Genomic DNA, 18,952 nt, shown 5'->3' on the forward strand with positions numbered 1-18,952 from the left:
CCTAAAGCTTCGCCTGCAGCGCCCGGACGAAGGCCGGCAGGCCGGTCTGGCGGCTGCGGCGCAGGCGTTCGGCCGTCAGGATCGCCTGGATCTGGGCGATGCTGGTGGCGAGGTCGTCATTGACGATGGCGTAGTCGTATTCCGGCCAGTGGCTCATCTCGTCCGACGCCTTGGCCATGCGGCTGGCGATCACCGCGTCGCTGTCCTGGGCTCGGACGCGCAGACGCTTCTCCAGGTCATCCACCGTCGGCGGCAGGACGAAGACGCCGACCAGGTCGTCGCGCACCCGCTGGTGCAGCTGTTGCGTGCCCTGCCAGTCGATGTCGAAGATCACGTCACGGCCGGCGGCCAACGCCGCCTCGACCGGGGCGCGCGGCGTGCCGTAGGAATTGCCGAAGACCCGGGCGTATTCCAGCAGCGCGTCGTCGCGGACCATGGCGTCGAAGGTCGCCTGGTCGATAAAGTGGTAATGCGTCCCGTCGATCTCGCCCGGACGCTGCGCCCGGGTGGTGACCGACACCGAGATCGTCAGGTTCGGGTCCTGCGCCAGCACCGCACGGGTGATCGAGGTCTTGCCGGCGCCTGAGGGCGAGGACAGGACCAGCATGAGGCCGCGTCGAGGGATGTTGGTCATTCGATGTTCTGGATCTGCTCGCGGAACTGTTCGATCACGGCCTTGAGGTCGAGGCCGATGCGGGTCAGCGCCACATCCGCCGCCTTCGAGCACAGCGTGTTGGCCTCGCGGTTGAACTCCTGGCACAGGAAGTCGAGCCGGCGCCCGACGCCGGCGCCATCCGCGAGCATGCCGCGCGCCTGGCCGATATGGGCATCCAGCCGGTCCAGCTCCTCGCGCACGTCGCAGCGGCCGACCAGCAGCGCCACCTCCTGCGCCAGCCGGTCCTCGGCCAGCGGCGGCCGCGCCTCCAGCAGCAGGTCGAGCTGGGCCTTCAGCCGCGCCCGCAGCGCTTCCGGCTGCGTCGCGGCGCTGCCGCGGGCCTGGCCGACGAGCTGGGCGATGTGGTCGACCTGGCCGGCCAGCACGCCGCGCAGCCGCTCGCCCTCTTCCAGCCTTGTGGACAGGAGATCGTCGAGCAGCGGCACGATCGCCGCCGCCGCCTCGGCCTCGACCGCGCTGTTCAGCTCGGCGGTGTTGCCCTCGCCGGTCTCGACCACGCCGCGGATGCCCAGCAGCGTGTCGACCTGGATCGGGGCGGCGGGGCCGTTCAGCTCCCGCACCAGCGCGATCAGCCGGTCCAGCACCTCGCGGTTGATGCGCAGCTGGGACGCGGTCTCGACCCGGCCGAGCGACAGGTTGAGGGTGACGTTGCCGCGCCGGAAGCGCTTGGCCAGCTCGATCCGGGCCGCGGCCTCCAGCCGCTCGAAGCCGGTCGGGGTGCGCAGGCGGAGGTCCAGCGACTTGCCGTTGACGCTGCGCGCCTCCCACACCCAGGACAGCCCGTCGACGCCGCCCTCCCTGCGGGCGAAGCCGGTCATGCTGGATAGCTGGGCCGTGGCGGTCTTATCGCTAACCTGCACCTCTCACCCTCCTTGTGTCCTGCGTCGCCTTGCGGCGAGTCGGATGCGGGGGTGGGACGCGAAGAGCGTATCGGACTATACGGTCGAGCGGCCCGCGCCCGCAGGCGGCCGCCGCAAGGCGACCCTCCGGGCCGGTTGAAAATGCCGGCAGGGGGCGTCGAACGGCTTGCGCGATGCGCTGCATCGCGCTGCGCCGCTCTCCTGCCCTGCCGGCATTTTGAACCGGCGCAGGACACAAGGAGGGTGAGAGGTGCAGGTTAATCATAGCCGGCTTATACCGGGCGTCCCGATCGCCAACAAGGAGAACGCCATGACGGCGCCGGCGAACATCCTGATCACCGGCGCCTCGAGCGGGCTCGGCGCCGGGCTGGCCAGGGCCTATGCCGGCCCGGGCGTGCGGCTCGTCCTGTTCGGCCGCGATGCGGCGCGGCTGGAGGCGGTGGCGATATCGGTGCAGGCCCTCGGCGCCACCGCCGAGACGGTGGCGATCGACGTCACCGACCGGGCGGCGATGGCGGCGGCGGTGGTGGCGGCCGACGAGGCCGGGCCGCTCGACCTCGTCATCGCCAATGCCGGCATCGGCCCAGCTGGCGCGGAGGGCACCGACAAGACGGCGATCGCCCGGCGGGTCTTCGCGGTCAACCTCGACGGCGTGCTGAACACGGTCGACCCGATCCGGCCGCGCATGGTGGCGCGCCGAGCCGGCCAGATCGCGCTGATGAGTTCCCTCGCCGGCTTCCGCGGCGTGCCTGGCATGGGCGCCTATACCGCCTCGAAGGCCGCGGTCCGGGTCTATGGCGAGGCGATCCGGATGGAGCTGCGGCCGCGCGGCATTCGGGTTTCGGTGATCTGCCCCGGTTTCGTGCGGACGCCGCTGACCGCTGGCGCCGCCTTCCCCATGCCGATGCTGATGGAGGTCGGGGACGCGGTGGCGGCGATCCGGCGCGGCCTCGACCGCGGCCGGCCGCTGATCGCCTTCCCCTGGCCGATCCATGCCGGGATGCGGCTGGTGGCGGCGCTGCCGACCGGCTGGGTCGACGCCGCGATGCGCCGCTTCGTCAGGCTGTGACCGCCGTCACGGTGGGATCACGATCGGACGTGCATTGTGGCGTCAGGCGATCTTCCGATCGAAAGCGCGACCACCATGCATCTGATCCATGACGACGACGAAATCGAGAGCCCCTTCGACCTGATCCGCGAGATCGCGACCATCGTCGGCTGGGTGGCGACCACCTTCGCCCTGCTGCTGCTGGCCTACGCCGCGATCGGCTGACCGGGCCCCGGCCGGTCAGACCGGCGACGGGGCCGAAGGCGGCTGGTCCGCCGGCGGCTCCGGGTCGACGTCCGGCGCATCGTCTTCGACCCCCATCATCAGCGCCGCCTGGCGCTTGAGATGGGCGTAGCGGCGGATGCTGAACAGGATGCTGCCGACATAGATCAGGCCGAGCGCGACCAGCGTCGGCCAGGTGGCGGTGACCAGCAACGTGGCCACCAGCCCGACCCCGACCAGCACCGGCACGATGTACTCCTGCGGGATCCGCACCACCTTCATCGAGAACGTCGGGATCCGGCTGACAAGCAGCAGCGCCACGAACACCGTCCACACCCCGACCAGCACCGGCGCGGCCCAGAATCCCGGCGCGAATTCGAAGCTGATCATCAGCGGCATCAGGATCAGGATCGCCCCGGCCGGCACCGGCACGCCGGTGAAGTAGTTGTAGGCGAAGGGCGGCAGGCTGTCGGCGTCGTCAAGCGCGGTGTTGAACCGGGCCAGCCGCAGCGCGGCGCAGACGGCATAGGCCATCACCGCGAGCCAGCCGAAGCTGCCGGCCCCCTGCATCATCCAGAGGTAGAGGATGATCGCCGGGCTGACGCCGAAGCTGACGATGTCGGCCAGGCTGTCCAGCTCGGCCCCGAACTTGCTGGACCCGCGCAGCAGCCGGGCGACGCGGCCGTCCAGCCCGTCCAGCACCGCCGCCACCAGGATCGCGGTCACCGCCTGCTCCCAGCGCCCCTGGATGGCGTAGCGGATGGCGGTCAGCCCGGCGCACAGCGCGAGCGTGGTCAGGATGTTCGGCAGCAGCCGGTTGATCGTCAAGCCGCGGATGCGGACGACGGGCCGGCGGCGGAACGGGCGGCGGTAGGGCCGGGGCTCGGGCGCGGTCATCGGGCCAGGGCGAGCGGGCTGACGGCGGCGACGGCGAGGTCGGCCAGCACGGTCTCGCCGCCGACCATGGTCTGGCCGACGCAGACCAGGGCCTCGACCCCGTCCGGCAGGTAGATGTCGGTGCGGCTGCCGAAGCGGATCAGCCCGTAGGTCTCGCCGGCGACCACCGGCTGGCCGGGCGACAGGTCGCAGATGATGCGCCGGGCGACCAGCCCCGCGATCTGCACGAACACCAGGGCGCGGCCGTCGGGCAGGCGCAGCGACACGGCGCAGCGCTCGTTCTCCTCGCTCGCCTTCTCCAGGTTGGCGCTGAAGAACTTGCCGGGGCGGTACTTCACGTCCATCACCGCGCCATCGGCCGGGATCCGGTTCACATGCACGTTGAACACGTCGAGGAAGATGCTGATCCGGGTCAGCGGCCGGTCGCCGAGGCCGAGTTCGACCGGCGGCGTCGCCCGCACCACCATCTGCACCCGGCCATCGGCCGGCGCCACCACCAGGTCGGGGCGGTTCGGCGTCACCCGCGGCGGATGGCGGAAGAAGTAGACGCACCAGGCGGTCGCGACCACGCCGAGCCAGCCCAGCGGTTCCCAGATCAGGAACAGGATCACCGTCGCCACGGCGAACACCCCGATGAACGGATAGCCGGCCGGGTGGATCGGCACCAGGACGCCGCGGATCGTGTGCAACAGATGCGGCTCGTCTTTACCGTTACCGTTCAAGGCGTGCTGTCCCCGGTCTCCGGAGCCGTGTCGTCGGAATTCGGCTCGGTTGCGTGCCGTCGCTTCTGCCATTCGGCGACGTTGCGATTATGTTCCTCAAGCGTCCGAGCGAAGGCATGTCCACCCGACCCATCGGCTACGAAGTAATAATAGCCCGTGACGGCCGGCTTGAGCACTGCGGCAAGTGCGTCGCGCCCGGGATTGGCGATCGGGCCCGGCGGCAGGCCCTGGACGACATAGGTGTTGTAGGGCGAATCGAGCTTCCAGTCGGCCCGGGTCAGTGCCCGCCCCAGCGGCTTCTTGCCGTTGGTCAGGCCGTAGATCACCGTGGGGTCGGACTGCAGCGGCATGCCAGCCTGCAACCGGTTCAGGAACACGCTGGCGACCATCGGCCGCTCCGCCGCCACGCCGGTCTCCTTCTCCACGATCGAGGCCAGCGTCACCGCCTCCTGCGCGCTCCTGATCGGCAGGCCGTTGGTGCGCTTCGACCACAGCGCGTCGACCTCCTGCCGCATCGCCTTGCGCATGCGCTCGACCACCCCTGCCCGGCTGTCGCCGCGGATGAACTGGTAGGTCTCCGGCAGCAGCGAGCCTTCGGCCGGCGTGTCGCCGACCTCGCCGGTCAGCAGCGGCTCGGCGTCGAGCAGGGCCACGATCTCGGTCGAGGTCAGGCCCTCGGCGATGGTGATCTTGTGCGAGACGTTGCTGCCACGGGCCAGCAGGTCCGTGGCCTCCGCCGGCGAGATCCCGGCCGGGAAGGCGTATTCGCCCGCCTTGAGGCTGCGGTCACCGCCGTCCAGCACGCTGCCGGCCAGGAATACCCAGCGGTTGGAGACCACACCGGCCGCTTCGAGCTGCGCCGCGATCACCGACAGCCCGCTGCCGCGCTCGACCACCAGCGTCGCCGGGGCGGTCAGTGGCCCCGGCGCGCGGTAGGCATGGAGGAAATAGCCCACGGCCCCGCCGATGACGGCGGCCAGCACCGCCAGGATGGCGAGAGCGCGGGCAAGAGCCCGTAGCATGCGTTCAGGCGTGCTCGCGGAAGACCAGCGACGCGTTGGTGCCGCCGAAGCCGAAGCTGTTCGACAGGGCGGCCCGCACCGGCCGCTCCTTGGCCTGCTTCGGCACCAGGTCGACGCCGAGGCAGCTGTCGGACGGGTCCTCCAGATTCAGCGTCGGCGGCACCACGTCGTGGTTGATCGCCAGCACCGAATAGATCGCCTCGACCGCGCCGGCCGCACCGAGCAGATGGCCGATCGCCGATTTGGTGGAGGACATCGAGACGGTCTCGATGGCGTTGCCGAACAGGCGCTTGACCGCGCCGAGCTCGATCTCGTCGCCGAGCGGCGTCGAGGTGCCGTGGGCGTTGACGTAGTCGATGTCGGATGGGGTCAGGCCAGCCCGCTTCAGCGCCGCCGTCATCGCCCGGAAGCCGCCATTGCCGTCTTCCGGCGGGGCGGTGATGTGGTGGGCGTCGCCCGACAGGCCGTAGCCCACCACCTCGGCATAGATGGTGGCGCCGCGCGCCTTGGCGTGCTCGAGCTCCTCGAGCACGACGACGCCGGCGCCCTCGCCCATGACGAAGCCGTCGCGACCCTTGTCATAGGGGCGCGAGGCCCGGTCGGGGGTCTCGTTATAGGCCGTGGACAGCGCCCGCGCCGCGGCGAAGCCGGCGAGCCCGAGCCGGCACACCGCCGCCTCCGCCCCGCCCGCCACCATGACGTCGGCATCGTCCCACATGATCAGCCGCGCCGCGTCGCCGATCGCGTGCGCGCCGGTCGAGCAGGCCGTGACCACGGCATGGTTCGGACCGCGGAAGCCGTGCTGGATCGAGACCTGGCCGGAGGCCAGGTTGATCAGCGCCGCCGGGATGAAGAAGGGAGAGATCCGGCGCGGCCCCTTCTGCTCCAGCGTCAGCGAGCCTTCGGCGATCCATTGCAGGCCGCCGATGCCCGACCCGATCATGACGCCGGTGCGCTCGCGCGCCTCGTCATCCGGGGGCTGCCAACCGGAATTCGCGATCGCCTCGTTGGCCGCGGCGATCGCGTAATGGATGAAGACGTCGTTCTTGCGCTGGTCCTTGGGCGGGACCGCGCTGTCGACGTCGAAGTCACCGGGCCCGGTGCCGCGCGGCACCATGCCGGCCACGCGCGCCGGCAGGTCCGCGACCTCGAAGGCAGTGATCGCCCCGATGCCGGACTGCCCGGCGATCAGCCGGTCCCAGTTGGTCTTCACACCGGCACCGAGAGGCGTGACCATCCCCATGCCGGTGATTACGACACGTCGCATCATTTCATCCGGTTGTGCAGCGGAACGGGTGACAAGGGCGTGCGATCAGCCGGCCGAATGCTGCTCGATGAAGCTGATCGCGTCCTTGACCGTGAGGATCTTCTCGGCCGCGTCGTCCGGAATCTCGCAGCCGAACTCCTCTTCGAACGCCATGACCAGCTCGACGGTGTCGAGGCTGTCGGCGCCGAGGTCGTCGATGAAGCTGGCCGATTCGGTGACCTTGCCTTCTTCGACGCCGAGATGCTCGACAACAATCTTCTTAACGCGCTCGGCGATGTCGCTCATTCGTTCTACCTTTCAAGAGAGCGGAACGGGGCAGGTTTCCGCAGCATGACCCCCGCTAGTGACCGCCCCGTAGGACCCGCGGTCACATAACACACCTGATCGGGCATGGCCAAGCCTATGGCCGCGCCCGGGCCGGGCGATGTCAATACATTGCCATGCCGCCATTCACATGGATCGTCTGGCCGGTGACGTAGGCCGCCTCGAGGCTGGCCAGGTACAGCACCGCCGACGCAATCTCGGCCGGCTCGCCCATCCGCGCCATCGGGATGGTGGTCGCGATCCGCGCCTTCTGCTCGTCGTTCAGCGCATCGGTCATGGCGCTGGCGACGAAGCCCGGGGCGACGCAGTTGACGGTGATGCCGCGGCTGGCGACTTCCTGCGCCAGCGCCTTGGTCATCCCGGTCATGCCGGCCTTGGAGGCGGCGTAGTTGACCTGGCCCGGATTGCCGGTGTGGCCGACGATCGAGGTGATCGACACGATCCGGCCCCAGCGGCGCTTCATCATGCCGCGCAGCGCGGCGCGGGCCAGGCGGAAGCCGGAGACCAGGTTGACGTCGAGGACGGTCTCGAAATCCTCGTCCTTCATCCGCATCGCCAGGCCGTCGCGGGTCAGGCCGGCATTGTTGACCAGGATGTCGATGCCGCCGGTCGCGGCCTCGGCCGCCTTGGACACCGATTCGGCGCCCTCGGCGCTCGACAGGTCGCCGGGAACCACATGGGCGCGGTCGCCCAGCGCCTTGGCCAGCGCCTCGAGCTTCTCGACCTTGGTGCCGGACAGTGCCACGGTCGCCCCCTGGGCGTGCAGCAGGGTCGCGATCGCCCGGCCGATGTCACCCGAGGCGCCGGTGACGAGCGCCGACTTGCCGTTCAGATCGAACATGCTCACTCCCTCAACCCCTTCACGCGCCCGGATCAGGCTGCCCCRATGCCGGCCACCCAGGCATCGATCTCCTCGGGCGTCTGCAGCGACACCGCGGCGAGGTCGCGATCGATGCGCTTGGCGAGGCCGGCCAGGACCTTGCCCGCCCCCAGTTCGACCAGTTCCTGCACGCCCGCGGATTTCATGTAAAGCACGCTTTCGCGCCAGCGCACGGTTCCGGTCACCTGATCGACCAGCAGGCGGCGGATCTCGTCGGGTGCCGTGACCGGCGCCGCGGTGACGTTGGCGATCACCGGCACGGCCGGCGCCTTGATCTCGACCTCGGCCAGCGCCGCGCGCATCGCCTCGGCGGCCGGCGCCATCAGCGGGCAGTGGAAAGGGGCGCTGACCGGCAGCAGGATGCTGCGCTTGGCGCCGAGTTCGGCCGCCAGCGCGATCGCGCGCTCGACCGCTTCCTTGTGGCCGCTAACCACGACCTGGCCGACCGCATTGTCGTTGGCCGTGGCGCAGATCGACTCCAGGGTCGTCGCCCGAGTGGCGACGTCGCGGGCCTGCTCGAGGTCGAGGCCCAGCAGCGCCGCCATGGCGCCGACGCCGACCGGCACCGCCTTCTGCATCGCCAGGCCGCGCAGCCGCAGCAGCCGCGCCGCGTCGGCGACGCTGATCGCCCCGGCCGCGGCCAGGGCCGAATATTCCCCGAGGCTGTGGCCCGCGACGAAGCCGGCGAGGTCGGCGATCGACCGGCCGGTCCGCTCCGCCACCGTGCGGGCGGCGGCGACCGAAGCCGCCATCAGCGCCGGCTGGGCGTTCTCGGTCAGGGTCAGGGTGGCGATGTCGCCGGCGAACATCAGCTCGGACAGTTTCTCGCCCAGCGCCGCGTCGACCTCGGCGAAGACGTCCCGGGCGGCGGCCGACCCATCGGCCAGCGCCTTGCCCATTCCGATCGATTGGCTTCCCTGTCCCGGGAAGATGAAAGCGCGCGTCATGGCCCCGCCCCCGCATCGCGATGAGGGCCGCAGGTCATAGAGTGTCGCGACTGCAAGTCAAGCGCGATCGACACGGCTGGGCGCGATGGAGCTTGATCTTCGGGCCGCCATCCGTATAGTGCGCGGCTTCGTCAATGCTCCTTGCCGGCCGCTGGGCATAGCGGTCGGCTTTGGTATGGGCGGCTGGCGGTTCGCCGCACAGCGCCATGCCGGGAACAGCCACAAGGAGTTACCATGCCACTATACGAGAGCGTGTACATCGCGCGGCAGGATGTTTCCGCCACGCAGGTGGAGGCCCTGACCGAGGGCTTCACCACCATCATCACCGAGAATGGCGGCAAGGTCACCAAGACCGAGTATTGGGGCCTGAAGAGCTTCGCCTACCGGATCAAGAAGAACCGCAAGGGCCACTACGTCCTGCTGAACATCGACGCCCCGTCGGCCGCCGTGGCCGAGATGGAGCGCCTGATGGGCATCAACGAAGACGTGCTGCGCACCCTGACCCTGCGCATGGACGCCCTCGAGGAAGGCCCGTCCGCGATGATGCAGAGCCGGGCCAGCCGTGACCGCGACGGCCGCGACCGTGATGGCCGTGGCGACCGCGAGGGCCGCGGTGGTGACCGCGACACCCGTGGTGGCGACCGTGACGGCCGCCGCGACCGTGGCTTCGGCGGCGACCGCCCCGAGGGTGGTGAAGGAGTTCCGGCATGAGTGCGATGGGTGCACGGCGTCCGTTCTTCCGTCGTCGGAAGACCTGCCCGTTCTCCGGCGCCAACGCGCCGAAGATCGACTACAAAGACACCAAGCTGCTCGGCCGTTTCATCTCCGAGCGCGGCAAGATCGTCCCGAGCCGCATCACCGCGGTGTCCGCCAAGAAGCAGCGTGAGCTGGCCCGCGCCATCAAGCGCGCGCGGTTCCTCGGCCTCCTGCCCTACATCGTGAAGTAAGGGGAGGATCCGATGGAAATCATCCTGCTGGAGCGGGTCGAGAAACTCGGCCAGATCGGCGACGTGGTGAAGGTGAAGCCCGGCTTCGCCCGCAACTACCTCCTGCCGCAGAAGAAGGCGCTGCGCGCGACCAAGGCGAACCTCGCCGTGTTCGAGAAGCAGCGCGTCCAGATCGAGGCGAACAACCTCGAGCTCAAGGCCGAGGCCGAGAAGGTGGCCGGGCGCATGAACGACGTCCAGATCGTCGTCATCCGCCAGGCCGGCGACAGCGGCCAGCTGTACGGTTCGGTGTCGGCCCGCGACATCGCGGAGTCCCTGACCACGGACGGCTACAGCGTCGATCGGAGCCAGGTCGCGATCGAGCACCCGATCAAGACCCTGGGTCTTGAGAAGGTCCGGCTGCGGCTGCACCCCGAGGTCAGCGTCACCGTCACCGTGAACGTCGCCCGTTCGGCCGAAGAGGCCGAGATGCAGCGTGCGCGTGGCGGCATGGTCTCGGCGTCCTTGCTCGAAGACGAGGAAGAAGCCGCCGAGGCGGCCGCTGCTGCCGAGGCCGGCCGCATCGCGACCGAGGCCGAAGATGTCGACACGGAGGGTGAGGCCGCGTAATCGGCCCCATCTATCCTTGCTGTGGAATGGCGCGGATCTTCGGATCCGCGCTTTTTCATTTGTAGGACCGCCATCCGCGGCATCCTGTTCGGCGGAATGACGGTAATCTAACACCCGGGTTGCAAACTCTTAACGTGATCCGGAGGTCGGACAGGGTTAGCGTCCGGGCTTCCGATCCGATCGAGTCCTCAAGTCCATGTCCACGGCACAGCCGCAGGCGGTCTCCCTTCCCACTGCCGAAATGCCGGCCGTCGCCGGCGGCTCTGTGAGTCGGCCCATGCACCAGCGCCTGAAGCCGGCCCTGCTGACCATCGTCACCCTGCTGCTGTTCGCCGGCGCGGCCTATGCCATCCGGCACCAGCTGGAGACGATGAAGTGGCATGACCTGGTGGTCCAGATCCGGGGCCTGCGCTGGTCCGCCGTGCTGCTGACCCTGGTCGGCACCATCGGCAGCTTCACCGCCCTGATCGGCTATGACTGGTCGGCGCTGCGCTATGTCGGCGCCAAGGTACCGTTCCGCACCATGGCGCTGGCCAGCTTCTGCGGCTACGCCGTCGGCAACACCATCGGCGGGCTGGTCACTGCCAGTTCGGTCCGCTACCGCGTCTACACCGCCACCGGGCTGGATTTCGCCGACATCGCCCGGATCGCCGGGTTCTGCGCCCTCGCCTTCGGCTTCGGCATCACCACGGTCGGTGCCACGGCGCTGCTGCTGCAGCCGCATCTGGTGACCCAGGCGCTGGGTATCCGCACCGCCTGGGTCACGGCGGGTGCGGTCGCGGTGCTGGCCGGGGCCGCCTGGTTCCTGCTGCTGTGCGCCCGCCGCCGCCCCGACCAGCCGCTGTTCGGGCGGATTGCGCTGCCCAGCTTCGGCATCGCCTCCGGCCAACTGCTGATCTCCGCCGTCGAGCTGCTGTTCGCCGGCTTCGCCTTCTGGGTGCTGCTGCCCCATGGCAGCGTGTCCTTCAGCGCCTTCTTCGTCGTGTTCGTGGTCGCCACCGTGGCCGGCATCGTCAGCCATGTCCCGGGCGGCGTCGGCGTGTTCGAGACGGTGATGCTGCTCGGCCTCGGCTCGGTGCTGCCGCCGTCGGCCATCGCCGCCGCGCTGGTGATCTACCGCGCGGTCTATTTCCTGATCCCGGTGATCCTGGCGGTCGGCATCCTGGCGGGCGCCGAGGCGGCCCGCGGCGTCCGACAGCTGCAGACCCACGTCCCCACCCGGCTGACGCTCGACGTCGCCGGCCGGCTGATGCCGTCGCTGATGGCGGCGCTGGTCTTCGTCATCGGCACCCTGCTGCTGATCTCGGCGGCGACGCCGACGCTGAAGAGCCGCTTCGAGATTCTGGAGACCCTGCCGGTCGCCGTGGTCGAGCTGTCGCACCTGCTGGCCAGCGTGGTCGGGCTGGCGCTGCTGGTCGTGGCCTGGGGTCTGTTCCGACGCCTGATCGCCGCTTACTGGCTGACCCTGGCGCTGCTCGGCGCCAGCGCGGTGCTGGCGCTGGGCAAGGGCTTCGCCTGGCGCGAGGCGCTGCTGCTGCTCCTGTGCCTGGTGATCATGCTGCCCTGCCGGCAGGAGTTCTGGCGCCGCTCCGCCCTGTTCGAGCAGCCGATGACGCCGGGCTGGCTGGTCGCCCTGGGCAGCGTGGTCGGCGGCATGGCCTGGCTGACCTTCTTCTCCTTCCGCCACGTCGCCTACGCCAACGACCTGTGGTGGACCTTCGAGATCCATGAGGAGGCGTCGCGCGCCCTTCGCGCCATGGTGGTGGTCAGCCTGCTGGCCACGCTGTACGGGCTGTGGCACCTGGTCCGCGCCCATCGCGGCCGGGCGGTGGCGCCGACCGCGGCCGAGCTGTTCCGGGCCGAGCAGATCCTGCGGCAGCAGCCTCGGGCCGAGGCCAACCTGGTGCGCATGGGCGACAAGGCGATCCTGTTCTCCGACAGCGGCAAGGCATTCCTGATGTACGCCATCCAGGGCCGCACCTGGGCGGCGCTGGGCGACCCGGTGGGCGCGCGTGAGGACTGGCCCGAGCTGATCTGGCGCTTCCGCGAGATGACCGAGGCCAGCAGCGGCCGCCCGGCCTACTACGCCGTGCGCGCCGAGACCCTGCCGCTCTACCTCGACACCGGCATGACCCTGTCGAAGCTGGGCGAGGAGGCGCGGATCCCGCTGCGTGGCTTCACCCTGGAGGGCGGCGGCCGCAAGAAGGCCCTGCGCTACGCCCTGACCCGCGGCGAGAAGGACGGGCTGACCTTCGAGATCGTGCCGGCCGGCGCCGGGATGCCGCTGATCAGCGAGCTGGCCGCCGTGTCCGACGCCTGGCTGACCAAGCAGGCCGCGCGCGAAAAGAAGTTCTCGCTGGGCGCCTTCGGCCCCGATTACGTCCAGGGTTCGACGCTGGCACTGATCCGCGAGAATGGCCGCCTCGTCGCCTTCGCCAGCCTGATGACGACGGATGAGACCGCCGAGGTGGCGATCGACCTGATGCGCCACACCGAGGCGACCTCGCGCCTGGTCATGGAATACCTGATCACCAAGCTGATCGTGCATTTCCAAGGGGCCGGGTACGAGACGCTCAGCCTCGGCATGGCGCCGCTCTCAGGCATGGATTCGCACCCGATGGCGCCGCTGTGGCATCGCATCGGCCGCTTCGTCTACCGCAGCGGCGCGCGCTTCTACAATTTCGAGGGGCTGCGCGCCTTCAAGCAGAAGTTCGACCCGGTGTGGGAGCCGCGCTACCTGGCGACGCCGAGCGGCCTGGCCCCGGCCCTCGCCATCTCCGACATCGCGGCGCTGATCGGCGGCGGGATCAAGGGGCTGGTCGCACGATGAGACGATCCTGGCTTGTGGCCGCCGCAGCGGGTGTGGCGGCGGGCGTCGCCGTGGTCGCGGCGACCTGGTTCCTGCCGGCCGAGCGCGCCTCGGCCACGCCGCCGCGGAACTATGATGGCGGCGACCTCGGCTCGATCCGACTGTGGCAGCCGGCGGACCAGCCCGGCGCCATGGTCTTCCTGCTTTCCGACGCCACCGGCTGGACGCCCGAGTTCGAAACCGCCGCGGAGCAGTTGCAGGCCACCGGCACCTTCGTCGTCGGCGTCGACCTGAAGAGCTACCTGGCCGGGCTGGACAAGAACGACGACACCGACTGCCATTCCCCGGCCGGCGACTTCGAGGATCTGAGCCAGCGGCTGGAGCGCGAATACAAGTTCAGCACCTACCGCGCCCCGATCGTGGTCGGCACCGGCCAGGGCGCGACCATGGCCTATGTCGCGGTCGCCCAGGCCGCCGCGAAGACCACGATCCAGGGCGGCGCCAGCATCGGCGCGATGCCGGCGGTGCAGACCAAGCTGCCGCTGTGCTCCGGCCCCAACGACCTGCCTGCAGCGACGCCGGCCCCGGGCGGCGGCTTCACCTACGGCTCGCAGCCCCATATCCCCGGCTGGTGGCGCGTCGGCCTCGAGCAGCCGGACCCTGCGGTGTCCGCCTTCGCCACGGCGTCGGGCGGCGAAGTCGTGACGCTGGACAAGGGCTCGTCCCTGGCCGACCGGGTGACGGCGATGTTGCCCCAGGATGCGAAGGCGACCGACCCCGACAGCGCGGCGGTCAGCAGCCTGCCGCTGGAGGAACTGCAGGCCGCCGGCCCCTCGCCCACCCTCGCCATCATCTATTCCGGTGACGGCGGCTGGCAGGATCTCGACAAGACTATCGGCGAAGCCCTTCAGAAGTCTGGGGTTTCGGCGGTCGGCGTCGACAGCCTGCGCTATTTCTGGAGCCAGCGGACGCCGGACCAGACGGCCAAGGACCTGGCCCATATCATCGACCACTACACCAAGGCCTGGGGCGCCCAGCACGTGGTGCTGATCGGCTATTCCTTCGGCGCCAATGTGCTGCCCTTCGCCTTCAACCGGCTGCCGGCGGCGGAGAAGGCCAAGGTCACGCAGTTGAGCCTGCTCGGCCTCGCCGAACGCACCGATTTCGAGATCCGCGTCACCGGCTGGCTGGGCGTCAGCGCCGACGACGACGCGCCGCCGGTGCTGCCGGAGCTCAAATCGATCGACCCCGCCCGCATCCAGTGCTTCTACGGCGAGGAGGAGGACGACACGGTGTGCCCGAACCCCGCCATGGCCGGTACCGAGATCATCAAGACCACCGGCGGCCATCATTTCGACGGCGATTACGACAGCCTGGCGAAGGTGATCATGGACGGCGCCGCGAAGCGACTGCAGGCCGGCAGCCCGGGCGCCGCTATCAAGACGACAACACCCTGATTTGACATCGGAATTCCGGTTGTCCACAGATCTGTGCACATTTGATCCCGCTATCCACAGGATGACGGGCCGGTGGTTCTGGCGATGCCCCGCCCGGCTGGGGTAGGGTGGGCCTATGGAGAAATCGCGCCCCGACGCCCCCCTCACCCTCGTTCACAGCGCCGACCCGATGGCGAGCCCGAACTACCGCCGGATGCCGGCGAACGAGGAAGCCGAACAGGCGCTGCTGGGCGCCATCCTCGCCAACAACGCCGCGCTGGAGAAGGCCTCGGACTTCCTGCGGCCCGAGCATTTCTACGTGCCCGCGCATGGCCGGATCTACGGCGCCGCGATGCGACTCGCCGAGCTGAACCGGGTCGCCGACCCGATCAGCCTGAAGCAGTATTTCGAGACCGACAACGAGCTGGAGGGCGTCGGCGGCGCCCAGTACCTGACCGACCTGGCGGCCAGCGTGGTCTCGGTGATGAATGCCGAGGACTACGCCCAGACCATCTACGACCTGTCGCTGCGGCGTCAGCTGATCCTCGCCGGCGAGGAGATCGTCAACGACGCCTACAAGCTCGACAACGAGCAGGACGGCCCGGCCCAGATCCAGGAGGGCGAGGAGAAGCTGTACCGCCTCTCCAGCTCCGGCGTGCTGCGCAAGGATTTCGAGCCGTTCGGCGACATCCTGGCCCGCGCGGTCGAGGCCGCCGGCAAGGCGCTGGAGCGCGACACGCCGCTGACCGGCGTGACCACCGGCCTGGCCGAGATCGACAAGATGATGGGCGGCCTGCAGCCGTCGGACCTGATCGTGCTGGCCGGCCGCCCGGGCATGGGCAAGACCGCGCTGGCCACCAACATGGCCTTCAACGCCGCCACCGCCTACCTGCGCAAGAACGGCAAGGAAGGCGCCGTGGTCGGCTTCTTCTCGATGGAAATGTCGTCCGACCAGCTCGCCGTCCGTATCCTGTCCGAGGTCGCCGAGATCCCGTCGGAGAAGATCCGCAAGGGCGATATGAAGCGGGCGGACTTCCCGCGCGTGGTCGAGGCCGCCAACCTGATCCGGCAGACCCCGTTCTTCGTCGACGACACCGCCGGCGTCTCGATCAGCACCTTAAGAACGCGCGCCTTGCGACTGAAACGGCAGCACAATCTCGGCATGCTGGTGGTCGACTACATCCAGCTGATGAGCGCCGGATCGACCAAGAAGAACGAGAACCGGGTGCAGGAGATCTCCGAGATCACCCGCGGCCTGAAGATCCTGGCCAAGGATCTGAGCATCCCGGTGATCGCCCTGTCGCAGCTGTCGCGCCAGGTCGAGAACCGCGAGGACAAGCGGCCGCAGTTGTCCGACCTTCGCGAATCCGGCTCGATCGAGCAGGACGCCGACGTCGTCATGTTCGTCTATCGCGAGGCCTACTACCTCTCGAAGGGCGAGCCGCCGGAGGGCACGCCGGAGCACCAGGACTGGATGGCGGCGATGGACCGGGTCCACAACGTCGCCGAGGTCATCGTCGCCAAGCAGCGCCACGGCCCGACCGGCACGCGGCGCCTGCATTTCGAGGGCCAGTACACCAAGTTCTCGAACCTGCAGACCGACCCCAGCTTTGATGACCAGTGAGGATGCGGCGCTGGGCCGGGCCGGCGCCCTCCTGACCATCGATCTCGACGCCGTCGCCGAGAATTGGCGCCGGCTTTCGGCACAAGGCATGCCGGCGGAATGCGGCGCCGTGCTCAAGGCCGACGGCTACGGCCTCGGCGCCGCCCAGGTCGGCCGGGCCCTGGCCGCCGCCGGCGCCAGCAGCTTCTTCGTCGCGCATCTGGAAGAAGGCATCGCCCTTCGGGCGGTGCTCACCGAACCCCGCATCGTCGTCCTCAACGGCCTGCTGCCGACCCATGCGGCGGAGTACAGCGCCCATCGCCTGGTCCCGGCGCTGAATGACCCGGGTGAGATCGCGGCCTGGGCCGCCCATGCCGCGGCGCTGGGCACCACCCTGCCCGGCTTCGTCCATCTCGACAGCGGCATGAACCGCCTCGGCCTGGCGCCGGAGGACCAGGACCGGCTGGCCGGCGATCCGTCCGCGCTGGCCGGCATCGCGCCCATCGCCTGGATGACTCACCTCGCCTGCGCCGAGGAGTCCGACAATCCGATGAACCGGGCCCAGCTGAAGCGGTTCCGCCAGGCCGTGGCTAGGCTGCCGCCGGCGCCGGTCAGCATCGCCAACTCCTCCGGCATCTTCCTCGGCCCAGACTTCCAGGGCGACCTGACCCGGCCCGGCGCAGCCCTCTACGGCATCAACCCCACGCCGGACCGGCCGAACCCCATGATGGGGGTGGTGCGGCTGCAGGCCCGGATCCTGCAGACCCGCCGCGTTGACACCCCCATGACCGTTGGATACGGTGCGGCCCACCGCGTGGAGGGTCCCGGCCGGATCGCGACGATCGCCGTGGGCTATGCCGATGGCGTTCTCCGCGCCTCGGGTGACAGGGGCGCCGTGCGCATCGCAGGCTTCACCGCGCCGATCACCGGCCGCATCTCGATGGATCTGATCACGGTGGACGTGACCCACATTCCCGAACCATTGGCGGTGCCCGGCGCCCTGGCCGAGATCATCGGCCCGGACCTGCCGCCCGAGCGGTTGGCCGCGAGCGCCGGGACCATCGGCTATGAGATCCTGACCAGCCTCGGCCGGCGCTACGCCCGGCACTATGTCGGCGGCGCCTTATGAACTTCCTCGCCGCGATCGGCCGGGCCTTCCTCGCTTTCCTGGCCGCCATCGGACGCCTCGCCCTGTTCGCCGCGAACGGGCTGGTGCAGTGCGTCCGGCCGCCCTTCTATCCCCGGCTGTTCGGGCGCCAGATCGTCGATATCGGCTACTACTCGCTGCCGGTGGTCGGGCTGACGGCGCTGTTCACCGGCATGGTGCTGGCGCTGCAGACCCAGGCGGGATTCAGCCGATTCGGCGCCGGCGGCTTCGGCGCCAGCGTCGTCCTCCTGTCGGTGGTGCGCGAGCTGGGGCCGGTGCTGGCCGGTCTGATGGTCGCCGGCCGCATCGGCGCCTCGATGGCCGCCGAGATCGGCACCATGCGGGTGACCGAGCAGATCGACGCGCTGAGCACCCTGTCGACCAACCCGTACAAGTACCTGGTGGCACCACGGCTGATCGCCGGCCTGCTGATGCTGCCCTGCCTGGTCATCGTCGCCGACATCATCGGCGTGTTCGGCGGCTTCCTGATCAGCGTCTACCGGCTGGACGCCAACCCCTCGGCCTATATGGTTTCGACCTGGCAGGCTCTCGAAGTCGAAGACGTCGTCCTCAGCCTGGTCAAGGCCGCGGTGTTCGGCTTCGTCGTGGCGCTGATGGGCAGCTATCACGGCTACAACTCGCGCGGCGGCGCGCAGGGCGTGGGCGCGGCCACCACCAACGCGGTGGTCTCCTCCTCCATCCTGATCCTGCTGTTCGACTTCATGATCACCGGGCTGTTCGTGGGGTAATGCGGCGATGACCACCACCACCCCCAAGATCCGGCTCGAGGGCGTCACCAAGGCCTTCGGCCCGAAGCAGGTGCTGTGCGGCATAGACCTGGAGATCGCGGCCGGCGAATCCCTGGTCGTGATCGGCGGCTCCGGCACCGGCAAGTCGGTGCTGCTGAAGTCGATCCTCGGCCTGATCCGGCCGGACAAGGGCCGCATCCTGATCGACGGCGTCGAAACCAGCCGCCTCTCCGGTTCCGACCGGGTGGCGCTGATGAACCGCTTCGGCATGCTGTTCCAGGGCGCCGCCCTGTTCGACAGCCTGCCGGTCTGGGAGAACGTGGCCTTCGGCCTGATCCAGGGCCGCGGCGTGGCGCGCAAGGCGGCCAAGGACATCGCCGTCAGCAAGCTGGCCCAGGTCGGCCTCGGCCCCGACGTCGCCATGCTGTTCCCGGCCGAGCTGTCGGGCGGCATGCAGAAGCGCGTCGGCCTGGCCCGCGCCATCGCCGCCGAACCCGAGATCATCTTCTTCGACGAGCCGACCACCGGCCTCGACCCGATCATGGCCGACGTGATCAACGACCTGATCGTGAAGTGCCGTCGCGACCTGGGCGCCACCACCCTGTCGATCACCCACGACATGGCCAGCGCCCGCAAGATCGCCGACCGCATTGCCATGATCTACGAAGGCCGGATCATCTGGGCCGATCGTGCGGAAAAGGTGGATGACCCCGGCAACCCCTATGTCGACCAGTTCGTGCATGGCCGCGCCGACGGGCCGATCCAGATGCAGGTCCGCGTCTCCTGA

Annotated in this window: 20 protein-coding genes; 11 read left to right on the plus strand and 9 right to left on the minus strand. The window is 69.5% G+C overall.

Translation table 11 applies throughout. The annotated features are described in order from the left end of the window. Position 1: 1 nt before the first annotated feature. Together gmk and AB4112_RS27205 are read right to left on the minus strand one after the other, a co-directional pair. Entirely contained in the window at positions 2-634 is a 633-nt protein-coding gene (gene gmk / locus AB4112_RS27200) for a guanylate kinase (protein ID WP_309799257.1), read from the minus strand. Further along, a complete protein-coding gene (locus AB4112_RS27205) occupies positions 631-1,536 on the minus strand; it encodes a YicC/YloC family endoribonuclease (RefSeq protein ID WP_441724160.1) in 906 nt (301 codons plus the stop codon). The genes gmk and AB4112_RS27205 overlap by 4 nt, the downstream gene beginning before the upstream one ends. A 310-nt stretch (positions 1,537-1,846) precedes the next feature. Between AB4112_RS27205 and AB4112_RS27210 the strand changes: the two genes are divergently transcribed. Both AB4112_RS27210 and AB4112_RS27215 read left to right on the plus strand, forming a co-directional pair. After that, positions 1,847-2,605 (plus strand): SDR family NAD(P)-dependent oxidoreductase, encoded by a 759-nt coding sequence (locus AB4112_RS27210; RefSeq protein ID WP_309799254.1) that lies wholly within the window; start codon positions 1,847-1,849, stop codon positions 2,603-2,605. A 36-nt stretch (positions 2,606-2,641) separates the two neighbouring features. After that, complete coding sequence (locus tag AB4112_RS27215; protein ID WP_309799252.1) at positions 2,642-2,809, plus strand: hypothetical protein; 168 nt, start codon at positions 2,642-2,644, stop codon at positions 2,807-2,809. A 15-nt stretch (positions 2,810-2,824) separates the two neighbouring features. Here the strand turns inward: AB4112_RS27215 and pssA are convergent, their stop codons facing one another. The 7 genes from pssA to fabD form a co-directional block, all read right to left on the minus strand. Continuing rightward, the gene (gene pssA / locus AB4112_RS27220) at positions 2,825-3,703 is read right to left on the minus strand and encodes a CDP-diacylglycerol--serine O-phosphatidyltransferase (protein WP_309799250.1); all 879 of its coding nucleotides are present in this window, start codon (positions 3,701-3,703) and stop codon (positions 2,825-2,827) included. Continuing rightward, positions 3,700-4,392: a phosphatidylserine decarboxylase gene (locus AB4112_RS27225; protein WP_441724163.1), complete on the minus strand. Its 693-nt coding sequence runs from the start codon at positions 4,390-4,392 to the stop codon at positions 3,700-3,702. The genes pssA and AB4112_RS27225 overlap by 4 nt, the downstream gene beginning before the upstream one ends. Positions 4,393-4,421: 29 nt before the next feature. Then, entirely contained in the window at positions 4,422-5,447 is a 1,026-nt protein-coding gene (gene mltG, locus AB4112_RS27230; protein WP_441724165.1) for an endolytic transglycosylase MltG, read from the minus strand. A gap of 4 nt (positions 5,448-5,451) precedes the next feature. Further along, complete coding sequence (gene fabF, locus AB4112_RS27235) at positions 5,452-6,714, minus strand: beta-ketoacyl-ACP synthase II (RefSeq protein WP_309799244.1); 1,263 nt, start codon at positions 6,712-6,714, stop codon at positions 5,452-5,454. 45 nt (positions 6,715-6,759) lie between these two features. After that, complete coding sequence (locus tag AB4112_RS27240) at positions 6,760-6,999, minus strand: acyl carrier protein (protein WP_309799242.1); 240 nt, start codon at positions 6,997-6,999, stop codon at positions 6,760-6,762. A 142-nt stretch (positions 7,000-7,141) separates the two neighbouring features. Then, positions 7,142-7,879, minus strand: a complete 738-nt coding sequence (gene fabG, locus AB4112_RS27245; RefSeq protein WP_309799239.1) for a 3-oxoacyl-[acyl-carrier-protein] reductase — start codon at positions 7,877-7,879, stop codon at positions 7,142-7,144. 32 nt (positions 7,880-7,911) lie between these two features. After that, positions 7,912-8,865, minus strand: a complete 954-nt coding sequence (gene fabD, locus AB4112_RS27250) for an ACP S-malonyltransferase (protein ID WP_309799238.1) — start codon at positions 8,863-8,865, stop codon at positions 7,912-7,914. Positions 8,866-9,099: 234 nt separating this feature from the next. On the opposite strand from fabD, the gene rpsF reads away from it, so the two are divergent. The 9 genes from rpsF to AB4112_RS27295 all read left to right on the plus strand — a co-directional run bounded on the left by rpsF (position 9,100) and on the right by AB4112_RS27295 (position 18,952). Next, positions 9,100-9,576 carry a 30S ribosomal protein S6 gene (gene rpsF, locus AB4112_RS27255; protein ID WP_309799237.1) on the plus strand — a complete coding sequence of 159 codons (477 nt, stop codon included), beginning with the start codon at positions 9,100-9,102 and terminating at the stop codon, positions 9,574-9,576. Positions 9,577-9,581: 5 nt separating this feature from the next. Then, positions 9,582-9,812, plus strand: coding sequence for a 30S ribosomal protein S18 (rpsR, locus tag AB4112_RS27260; RefSeq protein WP_306770208.1), 231 nt, complete (start codon positions 9,582-9,584; stop codon positions 9,810-9,812). A gap of 12 nt (positions 9,813-9,824) precedes the next feature. Then, positions 9,825-10,421 carry a 50S ribosomal protein L9 gene (gene rplI, locus AB4112_RS27265; RefSeq protein WP_309799230.1) on the plus strand — a complete coding sequence of 199 codons (597 nt, stop codon included), beginning with the start codon at positions 9,825-9,827 and terminating at the stop codon, positions 10,419-10,421. Between the two features lie 277 nt (positions 10,422-10,698). Next, positions 10,699-13,251 carry a bifunctional lysylphosphatidylglycerol flippase/synthetase MprF gene (gene mprF / locus AB4112_RS27270; RefSeq protein WP_309799228.1) on the plus strand — a complete coding sequence of 851 codons (2,553 nt, stop codon included), beginning with the start codon at positions 10,699-10,701 and terminating at the stop codon, positions 13,249-13,251. 14 nt (positions 13,252-13,265) lie between these two features. Then, positions 13,266-14,687, plus strand: a complete 1,422-nt coding sequence (locus AB4112_RS27275) for a virulence factor family protein (protein WP_441724169.1) — start codon at positions 13,266-13,268, stop codon at positions 14,685-14,687. A gap of 115 nt (positions 14,688-14,802) precedes the next feature. Beyond that, positions 14,803-16,290 (plus strand): replicative DNA helicase, encoded by a 1,488-nt coding sequence (locus AB4112_RS27280; protein ID WP_309799224.1) that lies wholly within the window; start codon positions 14,803-14,805, stop codon positions 16,288-16,290. After that, a complete protein-coding gene (gene alr / locus AB4112_RS27285) occupies positions 16,280-17,398 on the plus strand; it encodes an alanine racemase (protein WP_441724171.1) in 1,119 nt (372 codons plus the stop codon). The genes AB4112_RS27280 and alr overlap by 11 nt, the downstream gene beginning before the upstream one ends. Beyond that, positions 17,395-18,165: an MlaE family ABC transporter permease gene (locus tag AB4112_RS27290; RefSeq protein WP_309799220.1), complete on the plus strand. Its 771-nt coding sequence runs from the start codon at positions 17,395-17,397 to the stop codon at positions 18,163-18,165. The genes alr and AB4112_RS27290 overlap by 4 nt, the downstream gene beginning before the upstream one ends. Before the next feature lie 7 nt (positions 18,166-18,172). Then, positions 18,173-18,952: an ABC transporter ATP-binding protein gene (locus AB4112_RS27295; protein ID WP_309799218.1), complete on the plus strand. Its 780-nt coding sequence runs from the start codon at positions 18,173-18,175 to the stop codon at positions 18,950-18,952.

Origin of the sequence: Inquilinus sp. 2KB_23 (genome assembly GCF_052115705.1) — a bacterium.
GTDB lineage: Bacteria > Pseudomonadota > Alphaproteobacteria > DSM-16000 > Inquilinaceae > Inquilinus > Inquilinus ginsengisoli_A.